A 19,099-nucleotide genomic window follows, 5' to 3' on the forward strand; every position below is an offset into this window, starting at 1 on the left:
TTCTCGGTTCAGGGATCTGCCGGTTCTGTCATTCCGGTGATAGAGCTTGCTGCCGAGATAACCAATGCCATCGGTCTAGCCACAGCGCCATTGTCGTCGTTGAGGTAGCAGATGGTATCATCGGCCCGGTCGTCGATCAGGTCTCTGGCATTCTATCGATCAACGGCGATCGGATCCAACCGGTTCGGACTTAGGCGCGACGTCGACCCAACCTTCAGCTACGAAATCACTGCGCTTGAACAAGGGATGGAATGCTTCCTTAGTTTTGAGCAAAGGTTTGGCACCAATCAGGACGCATCGCAGCTGCCTAGCAGACTTTTGCTTTTTCACCTTCCGCGACTGTCTTCCTTCAAGACGCGGAGTATTAACGAAATTCAAGGAGAGTTCGAAGATGTCCAAAGTTATCGCAATCAATTTCGGGCAACAGGCTAAGACAGATACCCACTTAGAAAGCCACGAAGATGCACAGTCGCAGCGCCTGGAGCAAGAGCGGCTGCAAATGATCCAAATCACCAATCACCTTGAAGCACTGTACGCTCGGCTGCTGACCGTCTGTGGCGACAGACCGAAAAATTAAGGGCGCAGCGATGGTATAGCCCGGTGGAGCGCTGCGAACCACAGCGCCATCGCGAAGGGCTATTTCCGGGTCAGCTTTCGGGCGGAGAGGCCTGCGAAGCACACATAGATCGCCTAAGCGGCAGAACATCGCTCATATGCACTGTTTTAGATGGCAGTTCGCCGTAACGTCTCTTGTACTCTGCAGCAAAACGGCCGAGGTGTGTGAAGCCCCACTTAAGCGCTATTTCCGAAACGCTGATTTTAGCGCCGTTTTGCAGCAGTTCCTGTCGAGCTGCGCACATACGCAAGTCTCGGAGGTGCATTGTGGGGCTGGTATTGCGAAATTGTCGGAAGCCGTGCTGCAAAGTCCGCACGCTGACCTTGGCCGCAGCGGCGATATCGTTAAGGGAAATGGGTTGAGCCATATGCTCTTCCATAAACTCCATTGCCCGTTTCACGTGGCGAGGCGTGGGAGACGGAGCCGGACGACGAAGTTCATCGGTATAGCGATGCATACAGCTTTCGATCAAAAGGTACTCTATCGCGTCGAGGAGCGAGCTATAGGCCGACGGGCATTGTCGCAGAGCCCCCCCGGCACTGAGGCCGCGATGGGCAGACAGGGCTAGTTCTCGCATGAGCGTTCCCGCGCTCGATGCAAGATCAAGGGTCGGCTGAATTTGCAGATTTCCGCTGATCGTCCGATCGAGCATGCGAGAAAGCTTGTCACGCAAGGATTGCGTATCGATCGTCAATGACAGTTGAGATCTTATGCCATCTTGTCGGGCATTCAGCGGAGCATTTGCAACATGCGGCGACTCTACCTGTTGCCCAGACCAATGAAAGACTGCATTCCCGGACGCCGGCAGGAAGACCGTTACGACGTCAACTGGGGAATCTATCATGACCGAGAACGCCTCTTCATGATGGGCATCCGCAACGCCAAAACCATCAAGGGAAATTCGACTGCAGCGAGAGTTAAGCGATCTACTGTCGTGTTGAGCAAGGTCAGAGGACGCCAGGGGCGATGATATCAAAGGCAAAAGACGTTCGGGATCGGAGCCCTCGATAAAGCTGTCTTTCACTAAGGTCCCTTCATCGGGCTTGCTGAACAAACTTTCGGTCATCCAATATAAACCTATCTATGAACACCAACTCGCACATGCCGGGACTAGTTTTCCAAACATTCAAAGCTCGAGACCGGATGGCGTGCGAGCGATTTTGATCGCGTACATGACCGATTCGGACCTTTGTGGAGGCCGGTTGAATCTCTCATTCCCTAGGCTTTCGTGATGGCGGATCATCACCAGCACCGACATCCACGTTCTCCCGCTCGAGATGGCCTCCTAGTTTTTCAGCGCTGCAGTTGGGAAGCCTCTAATGTTGCGATGACTGGCTTTCACAAGCCCCCGAACAGATTGACAGATTGTCTGATATACGTTAATGCTATTCCTGATCAAAGGCAAGGCAGCATCAGGGAAATCTGCCACGGTTCTAGTGGAGTTCCCGCACGGGAAATCAATCTAAAGATGCCTCCCAAGGCGAGGGGTGACGGGCTGCTTTCGATCGCAGCCCGTCACGGGAAGGGTGGGAGTGCTATGAGTGGGAGAGAACCTACGCCAACCGACCTTGGAGGCCGTTGAGTCGACACGGAGAAAAATGATTGTGCTGTAGGATGGCCCCACGATTTCGCCACACGCTGGTCCTCTTAACCTGCGCATCAGCATACTTCGGTTATGGCGTATAATAGAGGCACGCTCCAGGCTCAACACTCGGAGACGCAAAGACGTCGACGAGTTCTTTTGGCCTACTAAGCGAGGCGGTCGCGGCAAATATCAATGCGTAAGCCGCGCCTCGTCGCATTGAGTTGACTTTAGGCTCTTCTTAGCGGGTACGCACTCCGGGCGATCTGATTGGGCAAAAGAAGAGCTTAAGGACGAAACCTGATGATGGTCAAACAGCTTGTGCTGCCATAGGCGTGCTGTTGTCTGTGCCGCGCGAACGCGAAAAGCGCGATCAAATCGGAACGTGGCGGCGGGAGAAAACTAACAGGAAAGACCACATCAAACTCAACCGGGTGTCGGAATACCGATGCTTACGGCATTGCGGGCATGAGGCCTCAAAATGACGCCGGTCTCGACATGTGTCCGCCGAAAATCGCAAAAAGGAATTGACAGATTGTCGGACAAAAATTTTACTATATCGCCCGCGCATTGCTTGTTCGCGGGAGACGCAGCGACGGACCGGGAGTTATAAGTGCTAAACTTGGCCAAAAATGCACAAATTGTCGACCTTCTTAATCTGCCGGAAGCGGCGACCGGCGCGTGATACAAGCGTCTCTGACTCACAAGGCGTGTCATACTCCATCGACCGAGGTATTGGTTGAACGTGACAGTGACGCCAACATGTCTCCTGGGGAAAAAGTCTGTGTCTTGATAGGCGCGTCAAATCCTGTTGGTCTTTGTTTGGCGCGCTCATTTATAGAAAAAGGCTATCGGGTCGCCGTAGGCGACGCCAATCCCGCCGACTTCGCCTCCCTGGCTGAAGGCCAGGGAAACAATTTTTTACCGGTCAAAGTCAACCCGAACAGAGACGTTTACGTCAACTCAATGGCTGACCAGGTGTATTTGCGCTGGAGACGGGTCGACGTTCTGGTGAACATAGTTTTCCGCAGAAATGAAACAACCCAAACTGTAACGGGATCACTATCCAGCGCGAATCTGGGGCTTGATGCCGTATCCAATCTAATCAGAGTTACAGGTGCCTTTAGCTCTCGACTTCAGGGCGCGGAGCTTGCCGTAGTGGACGTCGCATGGTTCGAAGAGACGACCTCGCTGGAAGCAGAAGCCGTCCTTCAAGCGGCGTTGCGCACTACTACCTCCGCAATTGCTAGGCAATATTTCGGTTCCGGGCTGAGGATAAATGCTGTACACGCCAGCGATGTGAACTCTACGTCTTCAAGCGAAAATGACGTGCTTCGAACAGTGATCCACGCCGTGCAATTCCTGGCGAATTCGCAACTGTCCGGAAAGCTGACAGGGAACGTGCTGGAGATCGATCCTCGGTGCAGATAGATCCACTCCCACGTTCTGATCCGGCAAATCTGCAGGTATTAACCTTCCGTTAAGTTTCTCGAAAGACGCAATGGGTAAGAGGTCAAATCCTAACAACACGTAAAAGAGTTTCGATTGTTTTAGTGAAACTCTTATCCATGTTCGTTCAGGCTCAAACATTACTATTCCAAAAGCGAGGCCCCAGCACCGTTTGAGCCCTTTGGAGGTAAGTATGTTCGTCGATCGCCTGTTGTCCACCTTTACCATAAGAGCAAAGGTGTTATTGGTACTTGTACCCTTGATCCTGATATTGGCGGCAGTTGGTGGGGTCGGCTTAAAAGCAACTGGCTTGCTTCAGTCTCGTCTTCGGCTTTCAAATGAGGTTCTTCAGACCTTGAGCGGGTTTCGAAGTGTCGCGGAAAGCATGAACCGCTTTTTGGCGCAAAGCTCAACGGAGTACCGAGATGAGGCGCTGACAAGTTTAAACGGGCAGAGCGCAACCATGCAGTCGCTCCAGGAAGCGGCGGCAGGTAGCGGGAGCGAAACTGGTGCGCTCGAAAACAGTGTATCGGCAATGTCCGTTATCTCGGGCAGCATCGGCCGCATGTGGTCTTTGCATAATGACGAGGAATCCGTTCGCAGCGACATTGTTTCCAACTTGTCCAAGATCAAGGAGGTCGGAGGCGCCCTTAAATTGGCTGCGGTTGATGTGCGCTCACAAGTACGCAATCAGGAGAACTCCGGGAAAACCATGCTCCGGGAGGCTACCCGCTCACTCGATACGGCATCAGTTATGCAACACATGGCGCAAGACTTGGTGAGCTTGCCGGACGGAGCGAAGCAGCCTCCGACTGTCGCCCAGCAAGGGCTTGTGATCAAAAAGTCGCTAAAAACAGTAAAGCGGGTAGTCTCGACTGCTGACGAGCAGGCCGTTACTAAAATTGAGAGGACTATCGCCAAGCTAATCGCCAACCCCGAATTTGTCGACCCTTCCACACGGCTTGCCGGCTCTGACCTACAGAGCTTTGCGACGAACCTGCGAGTGGATGCGATCCAGCACATGATTGAAGGAACAAATGCGATCCGGGCGTTGGATAAAGCGTTGACGGATTCCGAAATGCTTGTTGCGACGGCGACAACGATCGGGCAGGACGCCGATTCGATCGAAATCGAAATCAATAACCTGTTCCGTACAGCCAACGCAGAGAATCAGCAGCGCCTCGTTGAGCAACTTACAAAATTGGCGCGTGACACCGTTGCAGTTGGAGGCGTTGCCAGCTCGATATCTGGCTTCGATAAAATGCAGGAAGATCTATTCGCCCAGGTGGATTCTATCCAAGAGAACACAGAGAAGCTGGTCAAGATAGCGGAAGCCCGCCAAGCGCAATATTCTGAGGCGGACAAAACCGGCCAGGAGATCTGGAAAAACCTCGTAACCTTTGCAGCAACTCAGGAAAACGATGCTCGCAATGAAAGCAATCTTGCCCGCTTGCTGTCAACTATCGCCACAGTGTCCGGCGTCTTGGTAGCCTTGGCGGCTGGCGCCGGCCTGATGGCGACGCTTCGCGCCCCGATCGAACGGATCGCGAAGCGCATGCAAGAGCTTGCAAAGGGCGATCTTCGATCGCAGATTGTCGGGCGTGACCGGAGAGACGAAATAGGTGAAATGGCTCGCGCACTCGAGGTTTTCCGTGAAAATGCTGTCTCGAAGATGGACATCGAGACACGAACGGAAGCCGATAGGAAAACCGTTGAACAGGAGCGGATGGATCGTGAACGCGAACGCGCTCAGATGGAGGAGGAGGTCGCAACTGCCGTCACCATTCTAGGAGAGGCGTTATCTCGATTGGCGCGTGGCGACATCTCTCAAGAAATTGACCGCCAATTCCATCCCAATCTTGAGCCGCTGAGGCGCGATTTCAATCACTCGCTTTCGATCCTGAGAGAGACAGTGTCTCATATCGACGAGAATACCAATCAAATTCAATGGGGAACCAGCGAGCTTTTCAAAGCCTCAGATGATCTGTCGCGGCGAACTGAATTGCAAGCCGCCTCACTGGAGGAGGCTGCGGCCGCCGTCGAACAGGTGACGGTCACGGTCAGAAAATCATCCGAAAATGCCTATGAAACCCAGGCTTTCGTGTCTGTTGTTAAAGAACACGCCGAGGGTGCGGCAACCATTGTGACCGATGCGATCAACGCAATGGGCAGAATAGAAGACGCGTCCCACAAGATCGGCCAAATCATTGGTTTGATCGATACGATTGCGTTCCAGACGAATCTTTTGGCACTAAATGCTGGTGTCGAGGCGGCTCGTGCTGGAGATGCCGGAAAGGGTTTTGCAGTCGTAGCCCAGGAAGTGCGCGAACTTGCCCAGAAATCATCAGCTGCAGCCCGCGAGATTCGCCACCTGATTTCGGAATCCTCTTCGGAGGTGGCGATCGGCTCAGATTACGTGGGGAAAGCAGGTGAGGCGTTACACAACATAACGGCGTCGATCTTGAAGATTTCCGATCGGATTGATCAAATCGTCAATTCGAGCCGCGAGCAAGCGGCGTCCCTCGCCGAGATCAACAATAACGTCAATGTACTTGACCAGGGAACACAACAAAACGCTGCCATGGCCGAGCAGACAAATGCCGCGGCAAAGACTCTCTCGGATCAGACTAACGAACTCAGCGAGCGGCTCGCTTCATTCAAATTGACCGAAGATAAGTCGACGCGTCGGGTTAGGTTAGTGGCGTAAGCTGCGCATCGAACGAGACTGCCACGCGTCGGATGGCCACTGTGATAGCGGCGTTCTACTGAAGGGAAATCCGCTTACGGAAGCGAAATCCGGCCTTAGGCGCTTGGTCTCCCTTTCGCCGCCCGTCTGACTGTAAAAAACCCACTTAGAGCCGATCAACCTTCAAGAGATCAACTGCTTTGCAATGCTCAGAGACACGAGAGGTATCAAATCCGTGCGCATACGTGAAATTACAAGAGCCATTATTCTAATCACCGGCTTGGTGATCCCTTCTGTAGCGGCCGCCGGTGGCCTTACGGAATTGCCGCGGGAGGAACGAAAAACCTACGAGTTGCTCGATCCAAAGTTGCCTACAGGTGAATCTGTCTTCCGCACGTTTAAGGCACAGCGAGCACCGCCGTGGAAAATTGGGTACGCATCGACATATGCTGACAATTCTTGGCGTGCGAGTATTCTTGATGAGTTCACAAACAAGATTGTTCCAGCTTTCAAGAAAGCGGGGCTAGTCTCCGAGTTCATCGTCACCCAGTCAAATCTTGAAGACGCTGTCCAGATCAGGCAGATGCGGCAGATGGTAGACGACGGCGTCGATGCAATTATTATCTGCTGTTCGAATCTCACGGCGCTTAATCCTACGATAGAGTATGCGTATTCAAAAGGAGTGCCTGTGTTCTCGTACTCTGGTTACGTAACATCGCCGTTCGCCGTCAACGCAACTGAGAACAACATGCAAGGCGGGTTTGAGGCGGCGAAGTGGCTCGCTGAAGAAATCGAAGGAAGTGGCAATGTGCTTCTCGTTTCGGGGATCTCCGGCTTTGCCTCCTCGGACAGCTTTGACGTCGGCGCAAAGAAGGCTCTGGAGTATTATCCCGAGATAAAGATCGTAGGTCATGTCGACGGGAAATGGACAGACAAGGTCGCGCAGGCCGAGGTGCAAAAATTCCTTGCAGCGAATCCCGGTCGAATTGATGGTATTATCGTTCAGTCGGGAGCTGAGAATGGTGTTATCAACGCGGTGCGCCAGTCCGGGCGCGACATGATCCCAATCGTTCTAGGGGGCGAAGCTTCGGCAGCCTGTTACTGGCGACGGAACCCCGACTTCGTAAGCAAGAGTTTTCATTTCTGGCCGCCGCGCTCTGAGGCGGGTTTCGTATGGGACGTAATGATGCGAACTCTTGAGGGACAGGGCCCCAAAATTCAGACAATCCTGCGGCCAGCAATTCCCAGTACCATAGAGGATGTAATGGCGGATTTGCCAGCTGATTGCGATCCTAACTCTGAGGATTGGATCGAGCCGAAGAATACAGCTTGGTGGTCTGCCAGCGCTGCTGCTAAATATTTCGATAACCCAGCGGATCCGCTCTCCTGGAAGCCGGCCGATTGAAGATCGCATGCGGGGTCTGTGTGGAATGCGGTGCCTTCATGATCGGCTCTCGTGCAAGGTAGGCTGCGCTAAGGAATGACAGTTCAAATTGGGAAGTGCCCGGGTCGCCTCAGGAGACATGAGACAAGCGATCCGGTTCCAACGAACATATTTGCTCCGCGGTAGCATTCTTCCTCCGGCCCTCCTCTCGCCAAACGGGACAACATACTCATTGCGCCAATCAATCTACGTGCTGCCGCGAAGGTTGTTGCTTCGAATGTGAAAGCAAAGTTCATTTCCGACCGCACTATCCGGCTCAGGCCGACGCGCGGTTCGACGCCTTACTGACATATCTGCATCAATTTGTTGCTCGAATGATTTGGGTGGCGTTCCCGGAATTCCTGATCGGATGGATGATGCATCCTGTCTTGGCCCTCGGTAAGGAGCTTCACGATGAATTCGACTTTACAACCGCTTTGGCAACGCTCCTTTTTTCAGAAAAGGCGCAATCGCCGGAGAGACGAAGCGCTGCATCATGATACCTCAGCCGACCGAGGAGCGCTGCTTGAAGCATTGATCGGCGTGTTGCCCCTCCCAATTTTCTTCAAAGATCTGCGCGGTCGCTATGTCGGTTGCAACAAGGTTTTCGAAGATCTCCTCGGTCGCTCGCGCGACGAGATCATCGGGAATACAGATTTTGATCTCAGTTCAACGCAACTGGCGGAAATTTATTCTATTGAAGAGAAAGGCCTTCTTGAAAGGGGTGGAGCCCAAGTCTCCGAGCGTAAGATCGCTCTCGCAAACGGCGCCATCCTGGATGTTGTCTGCAACAAGGCAGTTTTCAGAGGTCACGACGACGAGCCCGCGGGTCTGATTGGCGTTATCATCGACATAACCGAACACAAGTTGGCGGAGCAGGAACTCAAAAACGCTCTCGAACTAGCCCAAGGGATCGTCACCGCTATTCCAGACGTTCTGTTTGAGGTCGACGAGGATGGGCGATATCTTCAGGTCTGGACCAGAAATCCCGAACTACTAGCCCAGCAGCGGGAAATGCTACTGGGTAGGACGGTCGACCAAGTTCTTGCGCCTGATCAAGCGGCTATTGCAATGGAGGCGCTTCGAACTGCAAGCAGTGAAGGAGTTGCCTACGGTCGATGCATTAGCGTATCCTTGCCAAACGGCGAGACCCGATGGTTCGAGTTGTCGGTGGCTAGACGACCAAGCGCCGATCCTGACGCCGCCACCACGCTCCTGGCATTTTCGCGTGATGTCACGGAACGAAGGCAGGCGGAAGACGCCATCAACTCCGTGCGGACGCAATTGCTAAGTGTGCTGCAAACCATTCCTGACATGGTTTGGGTAAAGAATGTGGATGGCGTACACCTGTTGTGCAATCACGCATTTGAGCGGCTGACCGGGAAATCGGAGGCGGAGGTCGTTGGAAAAACGGACCTTGAATTGTTCGGGGCTGAGAGAGCTCACATTTCCGGAAAATCTGATGAGGCCACGATCGAAGCCGGTGGCATACTTATCGACGAGAATTGGGTGGTTTCCCCGGAGAACGGTCAGTCCATTCTTCTCGAAACACGTAAACTTGCGGTCCTCGGCGCCGGGGGAGAGGTTACAGGAGTCCTCGGGGTCTCTCGCGATGTCACGGAACTGAACGCCTCGCGGGAAAAAATCAGGCAAATGGCCTTTTACGATCCGGTGACTTCTTTGCCGAACCGCTTGCTGTTTAACGAGCGATTGCAACAGGTCGTCAGTGACGCGTCGTCTCAACGTCGGCGGACAGGGGTAATGCTGATTGACATCGACCATTTCAAAGTCGTGAACGATACGATGGGTCACCCTGTGGGTGATCAACTACTCTGCCAGGTCGCTATCCGGCTTAAGAAATCTGTCCGCGATCTCGACACGGTTGCGCGTCTCGGCGGCGACGAGTTCGCGATTCTGTTGCCGGAAATCCAGACAACCGACGATCTCGATTGGGTTGCGTGCTCGATCCTCGAGAGATTCAAGGAATCTTTCCTATTGGATAGCAAGGAAGTCTACGTGTCATGCAGTGTAGGCATCGCGATCTCGCCCGACGACAGCACAGATGTCAACGATCTGGTGAAATACGCCGACTCTGCGATGTATCTTGCCAAACGCTCGGGGAGAAACAGTTTTCGCTTTTATTCGAAGGATTTGACTGTTGGCGTGGAGGAGCGCATGCAGTTGGAATCTGAATTGCGCCGCGCTATCGAGCGCGAAGAATTGGAGCTGCACTACCAGCCCAAGGTGCTTCTGGACAGCGGCGTTATGATAGGATCGGAAGCGTTGTTGAGATGGCCTCATCCCGAGATGGGCATGATTCCGCCGGTTCGATTCATTCCGGTCGCTGAGGATACCGGGCTGATCGTTGAACTCGGGCGATGGGTGCTGCGTGAAGCGTGCAAGACGGCGAAGGAGCTGAACGCCGATTGCCACCACCTGCACAAGATTGCAGTCAACCTTTCGGGTAAGCAATTCCAATGCTCACGGTTGGTAAACGAGATCGCTGAAATCCTCGGTGAAACCGGTTGCCGCGCGGAATGGATCGAAATCGAAATCACGGAGAGTCTGCTTCTCGATCGGAAGGGCGAGACCCTGCAGACGCTTCTTAAGCTGCGTCAAATGGGATTTTCGATTGCTATCGATGATTTTGGCACCGGTTACTCGGCGCTCAACTATCTAGCCCGCTTCCCGATCGACACGCTGAAGATCGATCGGTCATTCATAAATAGCTCGGACAAAAGGAACGAAGAATTGGTCAAAGCGATTCTGTCCATTGCACAATGTCTTGGACAGGACGTGGTGGCGGAAGGTGTTGAGACCGCCGAGCAGGCAGCATTTCTCGCAGCGAACGGATGCGGTTCGGCGCAAGGCTTCTTTTACAGCAAGGCCCTGCCGAAGATGGAATTGATCGCTCTTTGGGTGCGCGCGTCCGCCACCGGCTTCGTTTCAGATCGTTACGCCGCTTCGCGATGATGAGCGCGAATAAGGGAAAATGCACCTGTCTGATGGACGGTGATGCGGTGCGCGCTGTGAGACAACGCAACTTGAGCCTCGTCAATCTCTGAATGTCTGCGGTTTTTCGCGGAACAGGGGGCAACGCTGGGTCAACGACCATGCGTTGTGCGGCCCCGCGAGCCGCATTCTCGAATGCTCTGCTCCTACTGCGCGGCATTCGGTAGGCCGCGGAAAACGCGGTACACCGGCTCCTAAAGCAAGGCAGTCGTTCTCGATATGGCTTTCTTCAAAAATATTTGACAGATTATCATACAATCTGCCAAAAATGTCGCCAAGCACCTGATGGGAGGAAAATCAGTGTCTCTTAGTATGCATCACCTGGCCAAGCTTCCGTATTTTTATCCGTTCGAATTTGGCGATGGAAAAATCACGGTACTGTCCGACGGGCCGTTAGAGCTAGGAGATCCTCGCCTGAACTTCTTGGGGGTAGAGCCACGCACGGTCAGCCTGATGCTAGAGGACAATTTCCTGCCAACGAACAAAGTTGTACTCGAGCAAAACGTGCCGCTTGTTGAGATAAATGGAAGAACAATTCTATTTGATACCGGGATGGGGTCTTCAAAAGCTTTCGGGCCCACCACAGGTCGACTCCTAGCCAGCCTGAGAGAGGCAGGTCGAGATCCGACGGAGATCGATGCGGTGGTTCTGTCGCACGCCCATATCGATCATATCGGCGGTCTGTGCGATGCCAATGGAAGGTTAAATTTCCCGAACGCCGACATCTTCATCAGTGAGCGAGACTTCACGGACTGGACGGACGGGTCGTCGATCGATTCTTCATTTCAATTTCAAATCGATAACGCTCGGCGAAACCTGCTTCCCCACAAGGATCGGACCTTCTTTTTCAAAGACGGCGAGGAGTTCTTGCCGGGCGTTCACGCGATTTCGGCCCCCGGCCACACGCTCGGTCATCATTGTTTTATGCTGCAGTCGGGAAACGATCGCCTCTGTTTTCTCGGCGACCTTACGCATCATCATATCCTGTTGATGGAGAGGCCGATGATGGAATTCCGATACGACACGGACCCGAAGCTGTCAGCTAGATCCCGCACGCGCGTGCTTGATATGCTGGCGACAGATCGCATTGCGGTAATGTCCTATCACTTCGCATGGCCAGGTGCCGGGCATGTGGTGCGAAACGGAGACGGATTCCGCTACATCCCCGCTCCAATGCAGTTGCTTGCACATCGATAAGGAATTTCAAAGATGCAGATACGTTCGGTAATCCTCAGGGAGTCGGGTCTGCCGAAGCCCTATTCAAATTCGAAACCTCTTAAGATTGAGCTTGTGGAACTGACGCCGCCTGGCCCCATGGAGGTGTTGGTCAAGATCAAGGCTGCCGGTGTCTGTCACTCTGACCTGTCCGCAATCAATGGGGACAGACCGCGCCCGCTTCCAGTCGCTCTAGGCCATGAGGCATCTGGCGTCGTCGCAGCCATCGGACCGAGTGTCGAGAAGGTTGAGGTTGGTGACCATGTAGTCATGTCATTTCTGCCGGTTTGTGGCCATTGCTCATATTGCGCTGAAGGCCGCGCCAGCCTCTGCGAACCGGGCTACCAGGCCAATGCTGCAGGAACGCTTCTATCCGGCGGCAAGCACATCCGTTTGAGAGGATACGAAATTAACCACCATAGCGGCGTTTCTGCGTTTTCCGAATATGCTGTCGTGTCGGCGAGCTCGGTAGTCAAAGTGACCAAAGATATCGATTTGGCGACAGCTGCTCTCTTCGGCTGTGCCGTTATGACCGGCGTTGGTGCTGTGATGAACACGTGTGGGGTCCGCCCAGGCCGTAGTGTGGCGGTAATCGGGCTCGGCGGCGTAGGCCTTTCGGCGATACTTGGCGCTGTTGCGAGCGGTGCAAGCGATATCGTGGCGATCGACCTAATCCAAGCGAAGCTGGATCTTGCCAAGGAGCTGGGAGCGACGAAGACTTTTTTGGCCACCTCGCCGGATATTGTTGCCCAAGTAAAAGGCGCGACAAGCGGCGGGGTAGACTACGCGATAGAGATGGCTGGATCCAAAAAGGCATTCGAGCTTGCATATGAGATTACCCGGCGCGGAGGGATGACCGCTACGGCCGGACTGGCCAGCGCAAATTCCCGTTTCGAGGTTTCGCCCTTGCCGTTGGTCGGAGAGGAGAGAACGATCAAGGGCAGCTATATGGGTTCCTGCGTGCCATCGCGCGACATACCCCGCTATATCGACCTTTACCTCAAAGGTAAGCTGCCAGTGGACAAATTGCTGTCGAGCACTGGCCCCCTTGATGAGATCAATGAGGTTTTCGACCGTCTTGACAGGGCCGAGATCAATCGACACCTAGTCTTGATGGACTGATGGCGGGGAGAATTCTCTTGAACGAGTGGACAGTGCTCGCCATCCATTACGGCACCGCGCAAAGACCAGTAAGTGACCTGATACTAGAGACGGATGACATTCATGATCGTCCATCACAAATCGACTACTTCGTGTGGCTGATCCGTCTCGAGGACCGATTAATTCTTGTTGACACTGGTTTCGAAGCCGGAGAGGGCGCGGCCAGAGGGCGGACCCTCTTGATCCATCCGGTGGCAGCACTGAGCAGCCTTGGCATCAAATCCAGCGATATTACTGATGTCGTTGTGACACACCTGCACTACGATCACGCCGGAAACCTCCCGGCCTTTCCTAACGCCACTTTTCACATTCAGGATCGGGAGATGGCGTATGGAACGGGGCGGTGTATGTGCCATGAGCGAATGCGTCGGCCTTTTGCTACAGAAGGTGTCGTCGACGCGGTCCGGCTCGTTTTTCAGTCACGGGTACGGTTCCATGATGGGGATGGGGAAATTGTTCCTGGATGCAGGGTGCATCTGGTTGGCGGTCACTCGAAAGGTTTGCAAGTTGTTACGGTGGCAACAGGCGGCGCTTTGCTGGTTATCGCTTCCGACGCGCTTCATTTCCAGCACTATCTTGAAAATAACGGCGCGTTTCCCCTGTTTGCAGATTACCTAGAGGTCATCGAGGGTTACAAAAAGCTCCGCGTCCTTGCCGGATCAAACGGACTCATCATTCCGGGTCATGACCCTGAGGTGCTACAGAAATTTTCTCCCCTTGCGCCAGACCTCCAGTTCGCTAGAGTTCTCCTGTGACCCACAATAAACCGATTGAAATTTTTTGCTGTTTGCAGACAATCGGGTTGTCCTACGAAACGCTCCGGCAGTATATTGATTCTGTGCGTCACTAGAAATTTCATCGAAGGTTTGTTGTGAATGGGAACGATCGACCTCCAGATTACACGTCAAAACGCCTCCCTTCGAATCCTTGTTGAGGATAAGCTCCGGCAGGCTATTTCAAGTGGCCGTTTCAAGCCCGGGCAGCGGCTGGTGGAGCGCGAGTTGTGCGAACTCATCGGGGTTGGCCGAACTTCAGTTCGCGAGGCGCTACGCCAGTTAGAAGCTGAAGGGCTTATTACTAGCTATCCGCATCGGGGGCCGGTTGTCAGCACTATCAGCTACGAGGAGGCTAGGCAGCTTTATAGTGTACGCGCGCTGCTTGAAAGCTTTGCCGGGCAGGAGTTCGCCGAGAACGGTTCGAATGAAGAGATCGTTGCTCTCCTCGAGACCGTGGAAGCGTTCGAAGCCGCAGCCAAGAGCGGTTCCGGAACGCGGATCATCGAAGCCAAGACCGCTTTTTACGATTGTTTGATGACCGGCAGCAAGAACGTGTTTGTGAAGCAAATGCTCACGTCGTTGCACAACCGGGTCACATTGTTGCGGATGACATCGATGACCCAGCCAGGGCGGCTGCAGAACAGCGTTTTCGAGATAAGAGAGATTGCGGCCGCTATTGCGTTGCGTGATGGCGACAGGGCAGCCGCACTTTGCAAGCGCCATATCGAAATCGCGGCTAAGGTGGCGTTGGACTACTTGAGCAAGAACCCCGTCGAAACCTCCGAGTAGTTCCACAAAACCAAGTTCAGGTGACGGCTAAGGTTGACAGATTGTCTGAAAATCTGCTTACCTCTTTTATGGGAGGTGAGACACACGAAGTGCGGCTTCCCAACAACATCATTTTGTTAGGGAGGACGTATGGGCGCCCATGCCGAGCTGATTAAACGCGTAACCCTGGCGATCGAAGATCCGGAGCTACCGCGACTGACCCCAGGTCTTACAACACGGATCTCGTTGCAAGTTGGACCAGAAAAGTCATCACTTGCTGTGGGAGGCGGGATAGTCGCACTGGATGGCGCGGACGAAAATGCTGACGTCATACTGAGTGCCCCAGAAGGAGCTTGGGAAAAGGTTATGCAGGTGCCGCCGCCGGCAACCTACCATTCGTTCACCGCCTTTCAACTCGCTAACCCTGAGTTCACGTTATCTGGTTCGCCCGTAGCAATCGCTCAAGCGCGTCCCGCTCTGGAGCGACTGTTCGAGATCGTCGTAGCGTCTCCGCCCCTAGTTGCGCCGAAGGTCGATCGAAATATTGAACAGGTCACCGGACGCTATAAGCGGGTAGAGGTCGGCGGCGTAGAACACGATATCTTTTACGAGGAAGCCGGTGCAGGAACTCCTATCCTTTTCCTCCATACGGCTGGCGCAGACGGCCGTCAGTTTCTACCGCAACTCTCCGACACTGGGTTTGCGCGTACGAACCGATTGATCTCAGTTGATCTGCCGTTTCACGGACGTTCGATGCCTCCTTTAACTTGGGACGGCTCGCCCTATCAACTCACAACGGATCTCTACCTGACCTGGTGCACGGCGATACTCGACCAGCTCGTCGGAGACAGAGCTATCGTCGTTGGAGGATCTATGGGCGCGGCGATGTCCATGGTGCTGGCGGCGGAGCGACCGGAACGTCTAATGGGTGTAATTGCGGTCGAGCCGCCGTTGAAGTCAAAGGGCCGTCGCAACCCCTTTCAACACAACGTCAACGTTCATGGGTCGCTTCATAACTCAGCCTATGTCCGCGGAATCATGAGCCCGCTCAGCCCGCAAGAAGAGCGACGCCGCGCCAGTTGGATCTACTCGCAGGGTGCTCCGGGAGTTTATCCCGGCGATCTTTCGTTCTACAGCGACGAGTTCGACGGTGCCGTCGTCGGTCCGAAGATTGATGCCAAGCGAACACCGACCGTTCTTCTCTCCGGGACCTATGACTACTCTGCGACGCCTGCAGACGGAGCAGCGCTAGCGGCCCTCATTCCCGGCAGCCGTCATGTCGTTATGGAGGGGCTTGGGCACTTTCCGATGTGCGAAAATCCTGACTATTTCCGGAGCTTCTTGCAAGACGCGATTCGGTTCGTCGAAGATAACGGCTGATCACAAAGCAACCGCGTTGGCCAGTCTACCGATCGTGTCCCAGCACCTGGTGTAGCTGACGGGAGGTAGCAAAGCCGAGTGCCCACGCGCTTCTCGCTGCGCTGTAGCGGGTGATCGGCTTTGCGGGCGGCCATCAGTGTTTTCCGCTAGGGTCGGGTTGTTCAAGACCAACCTGACGGAAAGATCACCGATGACCAATGACATGATGAACGTGCGCTCCCTTGTTGAGAAGAGTGCCGATGCAGATTTATTGCGTGAGATGATTGGCTTTGCCGCCGAGCGGCTGATGGAGTTGGAGGTCGGCTCGGCTACGGGTGCAGACTTCGGTGTGAAGAACTCGATGCGGCTCGCACAACGCAATGGCTACCGTGACCGCGATTGGGAGACGCGAGCTGGAACGGTCGAGCTTCGCATTCCGAAGCTGCGCACAGGCAGCTACTTTCCGAGCTTCTTTGCACCGCGCCGACGGTCGGCGCGAGGTCCCGGGTATGGAAGTTGGCACCTCGGAGGCCGAACCGATCTGGGCGGAATTCCTTCGCAGGCTAACGCGCCGCGGTCTACGCGGGGTGAAGTTGGTTGTCTCTGATGCACATGAGGGCATCAAGGCTGCCGTTTCCAAGGTTCTCAATGCCACTTGGCAAAGGTTCGGGTTCACTTCATGAGGAACGTGCTCGCGCATGCTGGAAAGAGCGGCAGGCGGGTCGTATCCGCCTTCATCGCGACGGCCTTTGCCCAGGAGACCCCGGAGGCAGCAAGCCGCACAATGGCGCAGTGTCGCCGATCAAATCAGGCCGAAAGTGCCGAAGCTTGCCACCATCATGGACGACGCTGAAGAGGACGTGCTCGCCTACATGACCTTCCCGAAAGAGCACCGGGCAAAGCTGCACTCGACGAATCCAATTGAGCGTCTCAACGGCGAAATCAAGCGACGCACCGAGGTCGTCGGCATCTTTCCGAACGACGAAGCCATCGTCCGTCTCGTCGGCGCACTGCTGCTCGAACAGAATGACGAATGGGCCGTCCAGCGTGCCAGGTATCTGACACTTGAGACCATGGCCCAAATGAGATGATCCCCAAATCAGCCTGCCCGCTGTGGCACGCTGATATCCCCTCCGACCCATGTCGGGAAAGCACGGCCATCAGCCGCGACCTACACCACCTCCCGGGACACGATCGTATCACCTTGTATTCCGGACTAAACTTATGCCGACAGCGTTGCGATAGAGGGCATTCGGAACCAGCATGCGGCTATTCCGGAAGGTCGGCACTCGCATGACGTCATCTGACCGACATCGTGGGGTTATTCGACAAAAATTGCGAATTGTCCTTGATCCAGTTTCCGCTGTTAGATCTAGTTGTCGCCGGCAGTCCTTCTCCTTCTCTATCATATTTGCTGGAGCGTGCCGCAAGTCCGACAAGAGCTGCGCCTAGGCCAACAGCTCTGTGCTGTCATTGACGGGTTGCGAACACGTCAATGATCAACGAGGCTGGAGCCTTATACCCGGTGTTCCTGCCTCAAATGTAAGGGCATGACGAGTGCCGCCCTTTCCTTCACTTGACCAGGTGGTTTCCGATCGAGGAGCCGCCATCGACCGTCAGAATGCTACCGGTCGCGAACCTCGAACGATCGGACGCAAGAAAAAGCATTGCTTCAGCAATCTCTTCAGCTGTCCCCATCCGATCCATGACGGCACGGGCGTTGAAATCGCTGCGAAGCTTCGCGGGGTCCTTCGCTTCGGCGAAGATTTTCGTGAAGTAAGGAGAGTCGATGGTCCCTGGAGCGACCGCGTTGACACGAATTCCCTCTTTCGCATGATCCATGGCCATCGCGCGCGTCAGCGAAGATATTGCTCCTTTCGATGCTACGTAGGCAGTCCTGTCCGCGATTGCTGAGGTTGCGGTGTAGGAAGTCGTATTGATGATCGAACCTCCGCCGTTCCGTCGCATAACAGGAATGACGTACTTTGAGCAAAGGAAGATCCCTTTGACGTTTACGGACATAATCCGGTCCCAAGTTTCTTCAGGAATGGTCACCACATTCCCCGTCGTTCCGAACCCGGCATTATTGACGAGCACGTCGACCCGGCCCCACTTTGCGGTCGTCTTCTCAACCATGCTTTCCGCGTCCTTGGCGGACGAGACGTCGACGCGAACACCGAAAGCCTTCGAGCCGATCTCGTTCGCCACACGAATCGCGGCGTCTTCATTGACATCAGCAACAACCACATAGGCGCCGTTCTTTGCGAAAAGCTCGGCGGTCGCACGACCAATGCCGCTGCCGCCCCCTGTGACGATACAAACCCTTTGATCCAGATCCATCGACCATCTCCTCATTTTTGGGTGCCTTAGAAGACATTTTAGCAGACAATCTGTCAATTGTGAAAATCCGGTTGACAGATTGTCTGCTGATCTGTTTATCTAAGCTCGATCGAATTTGGCCGTGGGAGGACAATATGGCCGATACCAGCACTGAGGCGCAGTTGGCTTTTAAGGCAGCTATGCGTCGGTTCACATCAACCATCTGCTTGATCACGACCGAACTCAACGGGGTCCGTCATGGCATGGCCGCCACCGCGGTCCAGTCGGTTACCGCGGACCCACCAACTGTTCTTGTCTGCATCAACCAATCGGCTTCGGTGAATCAGCCTTTGAAGATCTCCGGGAAGTTCGCCGTGAACATGCTGCATCTTTCACATGCCGGTCTTGTGCCGCTGTTCAGTGGGCAATTGAAGGGTGAAGAGCGCTTTCATTACGGCGAGTGGCTGTCTCTCGACGGCATGCCGGTCCTGTCCGATGCGCAGGCGGCGTTTGTCTGCAAGCTAAAAGATGTCGTTCACGTTGGAACGCATGATGTTGTGCTCGGAGAAGTGCTCGAAGCACGGTTCATCGAGTCAATCGCGCCGCTTCTCTACGAAAACGGTCAACTCGTCAGGTCGTCGTCCATCAGTGGATCGGCCGCATAGTAGGTGGCTTTAACCACCAATCACATCACTCATCGAAAGCCCAAGGGCGGCAAGGAGAAAAGCGTGAG

At 54.4% G+C, this 19,099-nt stretch carries 14 protein-coding genes and 1 pseudogene; 13 read left to right on the forward strand and 2 right to left on the reverse strand.

What is annotated here, in order from left to right:
• Positions 1–391 precede the first annotated feature (391 nt).
• Entirely contained in the window at positions 392–577 is a 186-nt protein-coding gene (locus tag RHEC894_RS24810) for a hypothetical protein (RefSeq protein ID WP_004673279.1), read from the forward strand.
• A gap of 70 nt (positions 578–647) precedes the next feature.
• On the opposite strand, the gene RHEC894_RS24815 is transcribed toward RHEC894_RS24810, so the two are convergent.
• Entirely contained in the window at positions 648–1,682 is a 1,035-nt protein-coding gene (locus RHEC894_RS24815) for an AraC family transcriptional regulator (protein ID WP_085739613.1), read from the reverse strand.
• A 1,251-nt stretch (positions 1,683–2,933) separates the two neighbouring features.
• Between RHEC894_RS24815 and RHEC894_RS24820 the strand changes: the two genes are divergently transcribed.
• The 11 genes and pseudogenes from RHEC894_RS24820 to RHEC894_RS24870 all read left to right on the forward strand — a co-directional run bounded on the left by RHEC894_RS24820 (position 2,934) and on the right by RHEC894_RS24870 (position 17,138).
• A complete protein-coding gene (locus RHEC894_RS24820) occupies positions 2,934–3,629 on the forward strand; it encodes an SDR family oxidoreductase (RefSeq protein ID WP_245339560.1) in 696 nt (231 codons plus the stop codon).
• Positions 3,630–3,840: 211 nt separating this feature from the next.
• On the forward strand, positions 3,841–6,354 hold the full coding sequence (locus RHEC894_RS24825; protein ID WP_085739615.1) for a HAMP domain-containing methyl-accepting chemotaxis protein: 2,514 nt from the start codon (positions 3,841–3,843) through the stop codon (positions 6,352–6,354).
• A 184-nt stretch (positions 6,355–6,538) separates the two neighbouring features.
• Entirely contained in the window at positions 6,539–7,738 is a 1,200-nt protein-coding gene (locus RHEC894_RS24830; protein ID WP_008534366.1) for an ABC transporter substrate-binding protein, read from the forward strand.
• Positions 7,739–8,170: 432 nt separating this feature from the next.
• On the forward strand, positions 8,171–10,729 hold the full coding sequence (locus RHEC894_RS24835) for an EAL domain-containing protein (RefSeq protein ID WP_085739616.1): 2,559 nt from the start codon (positions 8,171–8,173) through the stop codon (positions 10,727–10,729).
• A gap of 339 nt (positions 10,730–11,068) precedes the next feature.
• Positions 11,069–11,965, forward strand: coding sequence for an MBL fold metallo-hydrolase (locus RHEC894_RS24845; protein WP_245339561.1), 897 nt, complete (start codon positions 11,069–11,071; stop codon positions 11,963–11,965).
• A gap of 12 nt (positions 11,966–11,977) precedes the next feature.
• Positions 11,978–13,105: a zinc-dependent alcohol dehydrogenase family protein gene (locus RHEC894_RS24850; protein WP_064842540.1), complete on the forward strand. Its 1,128-nt coding sequence runs from the start codon at positions 11,978–11,980 to the stop codon at positions 13,103–13,105.
• Entirely contained in the window at positions 13,105–13,899 is a 795-nt protein-coding gene (locus RHEC894_RS24855) for an N-acyl homoserine lactonase family protein (protein WP_085739619.1), read from the forward strand. The genes RHEC894_RS24850 and RHEC894_RS24855 overlap by 1 nt, the downstream gene beginning before the upstream one ends.
• Before the next feature lie 120 nt (positions 13,900–14,019).
• Positions 14,020–14,709, forward strand: coding sequence for a GntR family transcriptional regulator (locus RHEC894_RS24860; RefSeq protein WP_016737430.1), 690 nt, complete (start codon positions 14,020–14,022; stop codon positions 14,707–14,709).
• Positions 14,710–14,838: 129 nt separating this feature from the next.
• On the forward strand, positions 14,839–16,068 hold the full coding sequence (locus RHEC894_RS24865; protein WP_085739620.1) for an alpha/beta hydrolase: 1,230 nt from the start codon (positions 14,839–14,841) through the stop codon (positions 16,066–16,068).
• A gap of 190 nt (positions 16,069–16,258) precedes the next feature.
• Positions 16,259–16,654 carry a transposase gene (locus tag RHEC894_RS33540; RefSeq protein WP_245339562.1) on the forward strand — a complete coding sequence of 132 codons (396 nt, stop codon included), beginning with the start codon at positions 16,259–16,261 and terminating at the stop codon, positions 16,652–16,654.
• Positions 16,557–17,138 (forward strand): annotated as a pseudogene (locus tag RHEC894_RS24870) (transposase). The gene RHEC894_RS33540 and the pseudogene RHEC894_RS24870 overlap by 98 nt, the downstream one beginning before the upstream one ends.
• A gap of 481 nt (positions 17,139–17,619) precedes the next feature.
• On the opposite strand, the gene RHEC894_RS24875 reads toward RHEC894_RS24870, so the two are convergent.
• Positions 17,620–18,387 (reverse strand): SDR family oxidoreductase, encoded by a 768-nt coding sequence (locus tag RHEC894_RS24875; RefSeq protein ID WP_064842546.1) that lies wholly within the window; start codon positions 18,385–18,387, stop codon positions 17,620–17,622.
• A 134-nt stretch (positions 18,388–18,521) separates the two neighbouring features.
• Here RHEC894_RS24875 and RHEC894_RS24880 point away from each other — a divergent pair, with 134 nt between their 5' ends.
• Positions 18,522–19,031 (forward strand): flavin reductase family protein, encoded by a 510-nt coding sequence (locus RHEC894_RS24880; protein ID WP_085739621.1) that lies wholly within the window; start codon positions 18,522–18,524, stop codon positions 19,029–19,031.
• The last annotated feature ends 68 nt before the right edge of the window (positions 19,032–19,099 follow it).

The organism is Rhizobium sp. CIAT894 (genome assembly GCF_000172795.2).
Lineage (GTDB): Bacteria > Pseudomonadota > Alphaproteobacteria > Rhizobiales > Rhizobiaceae > Rhizobium.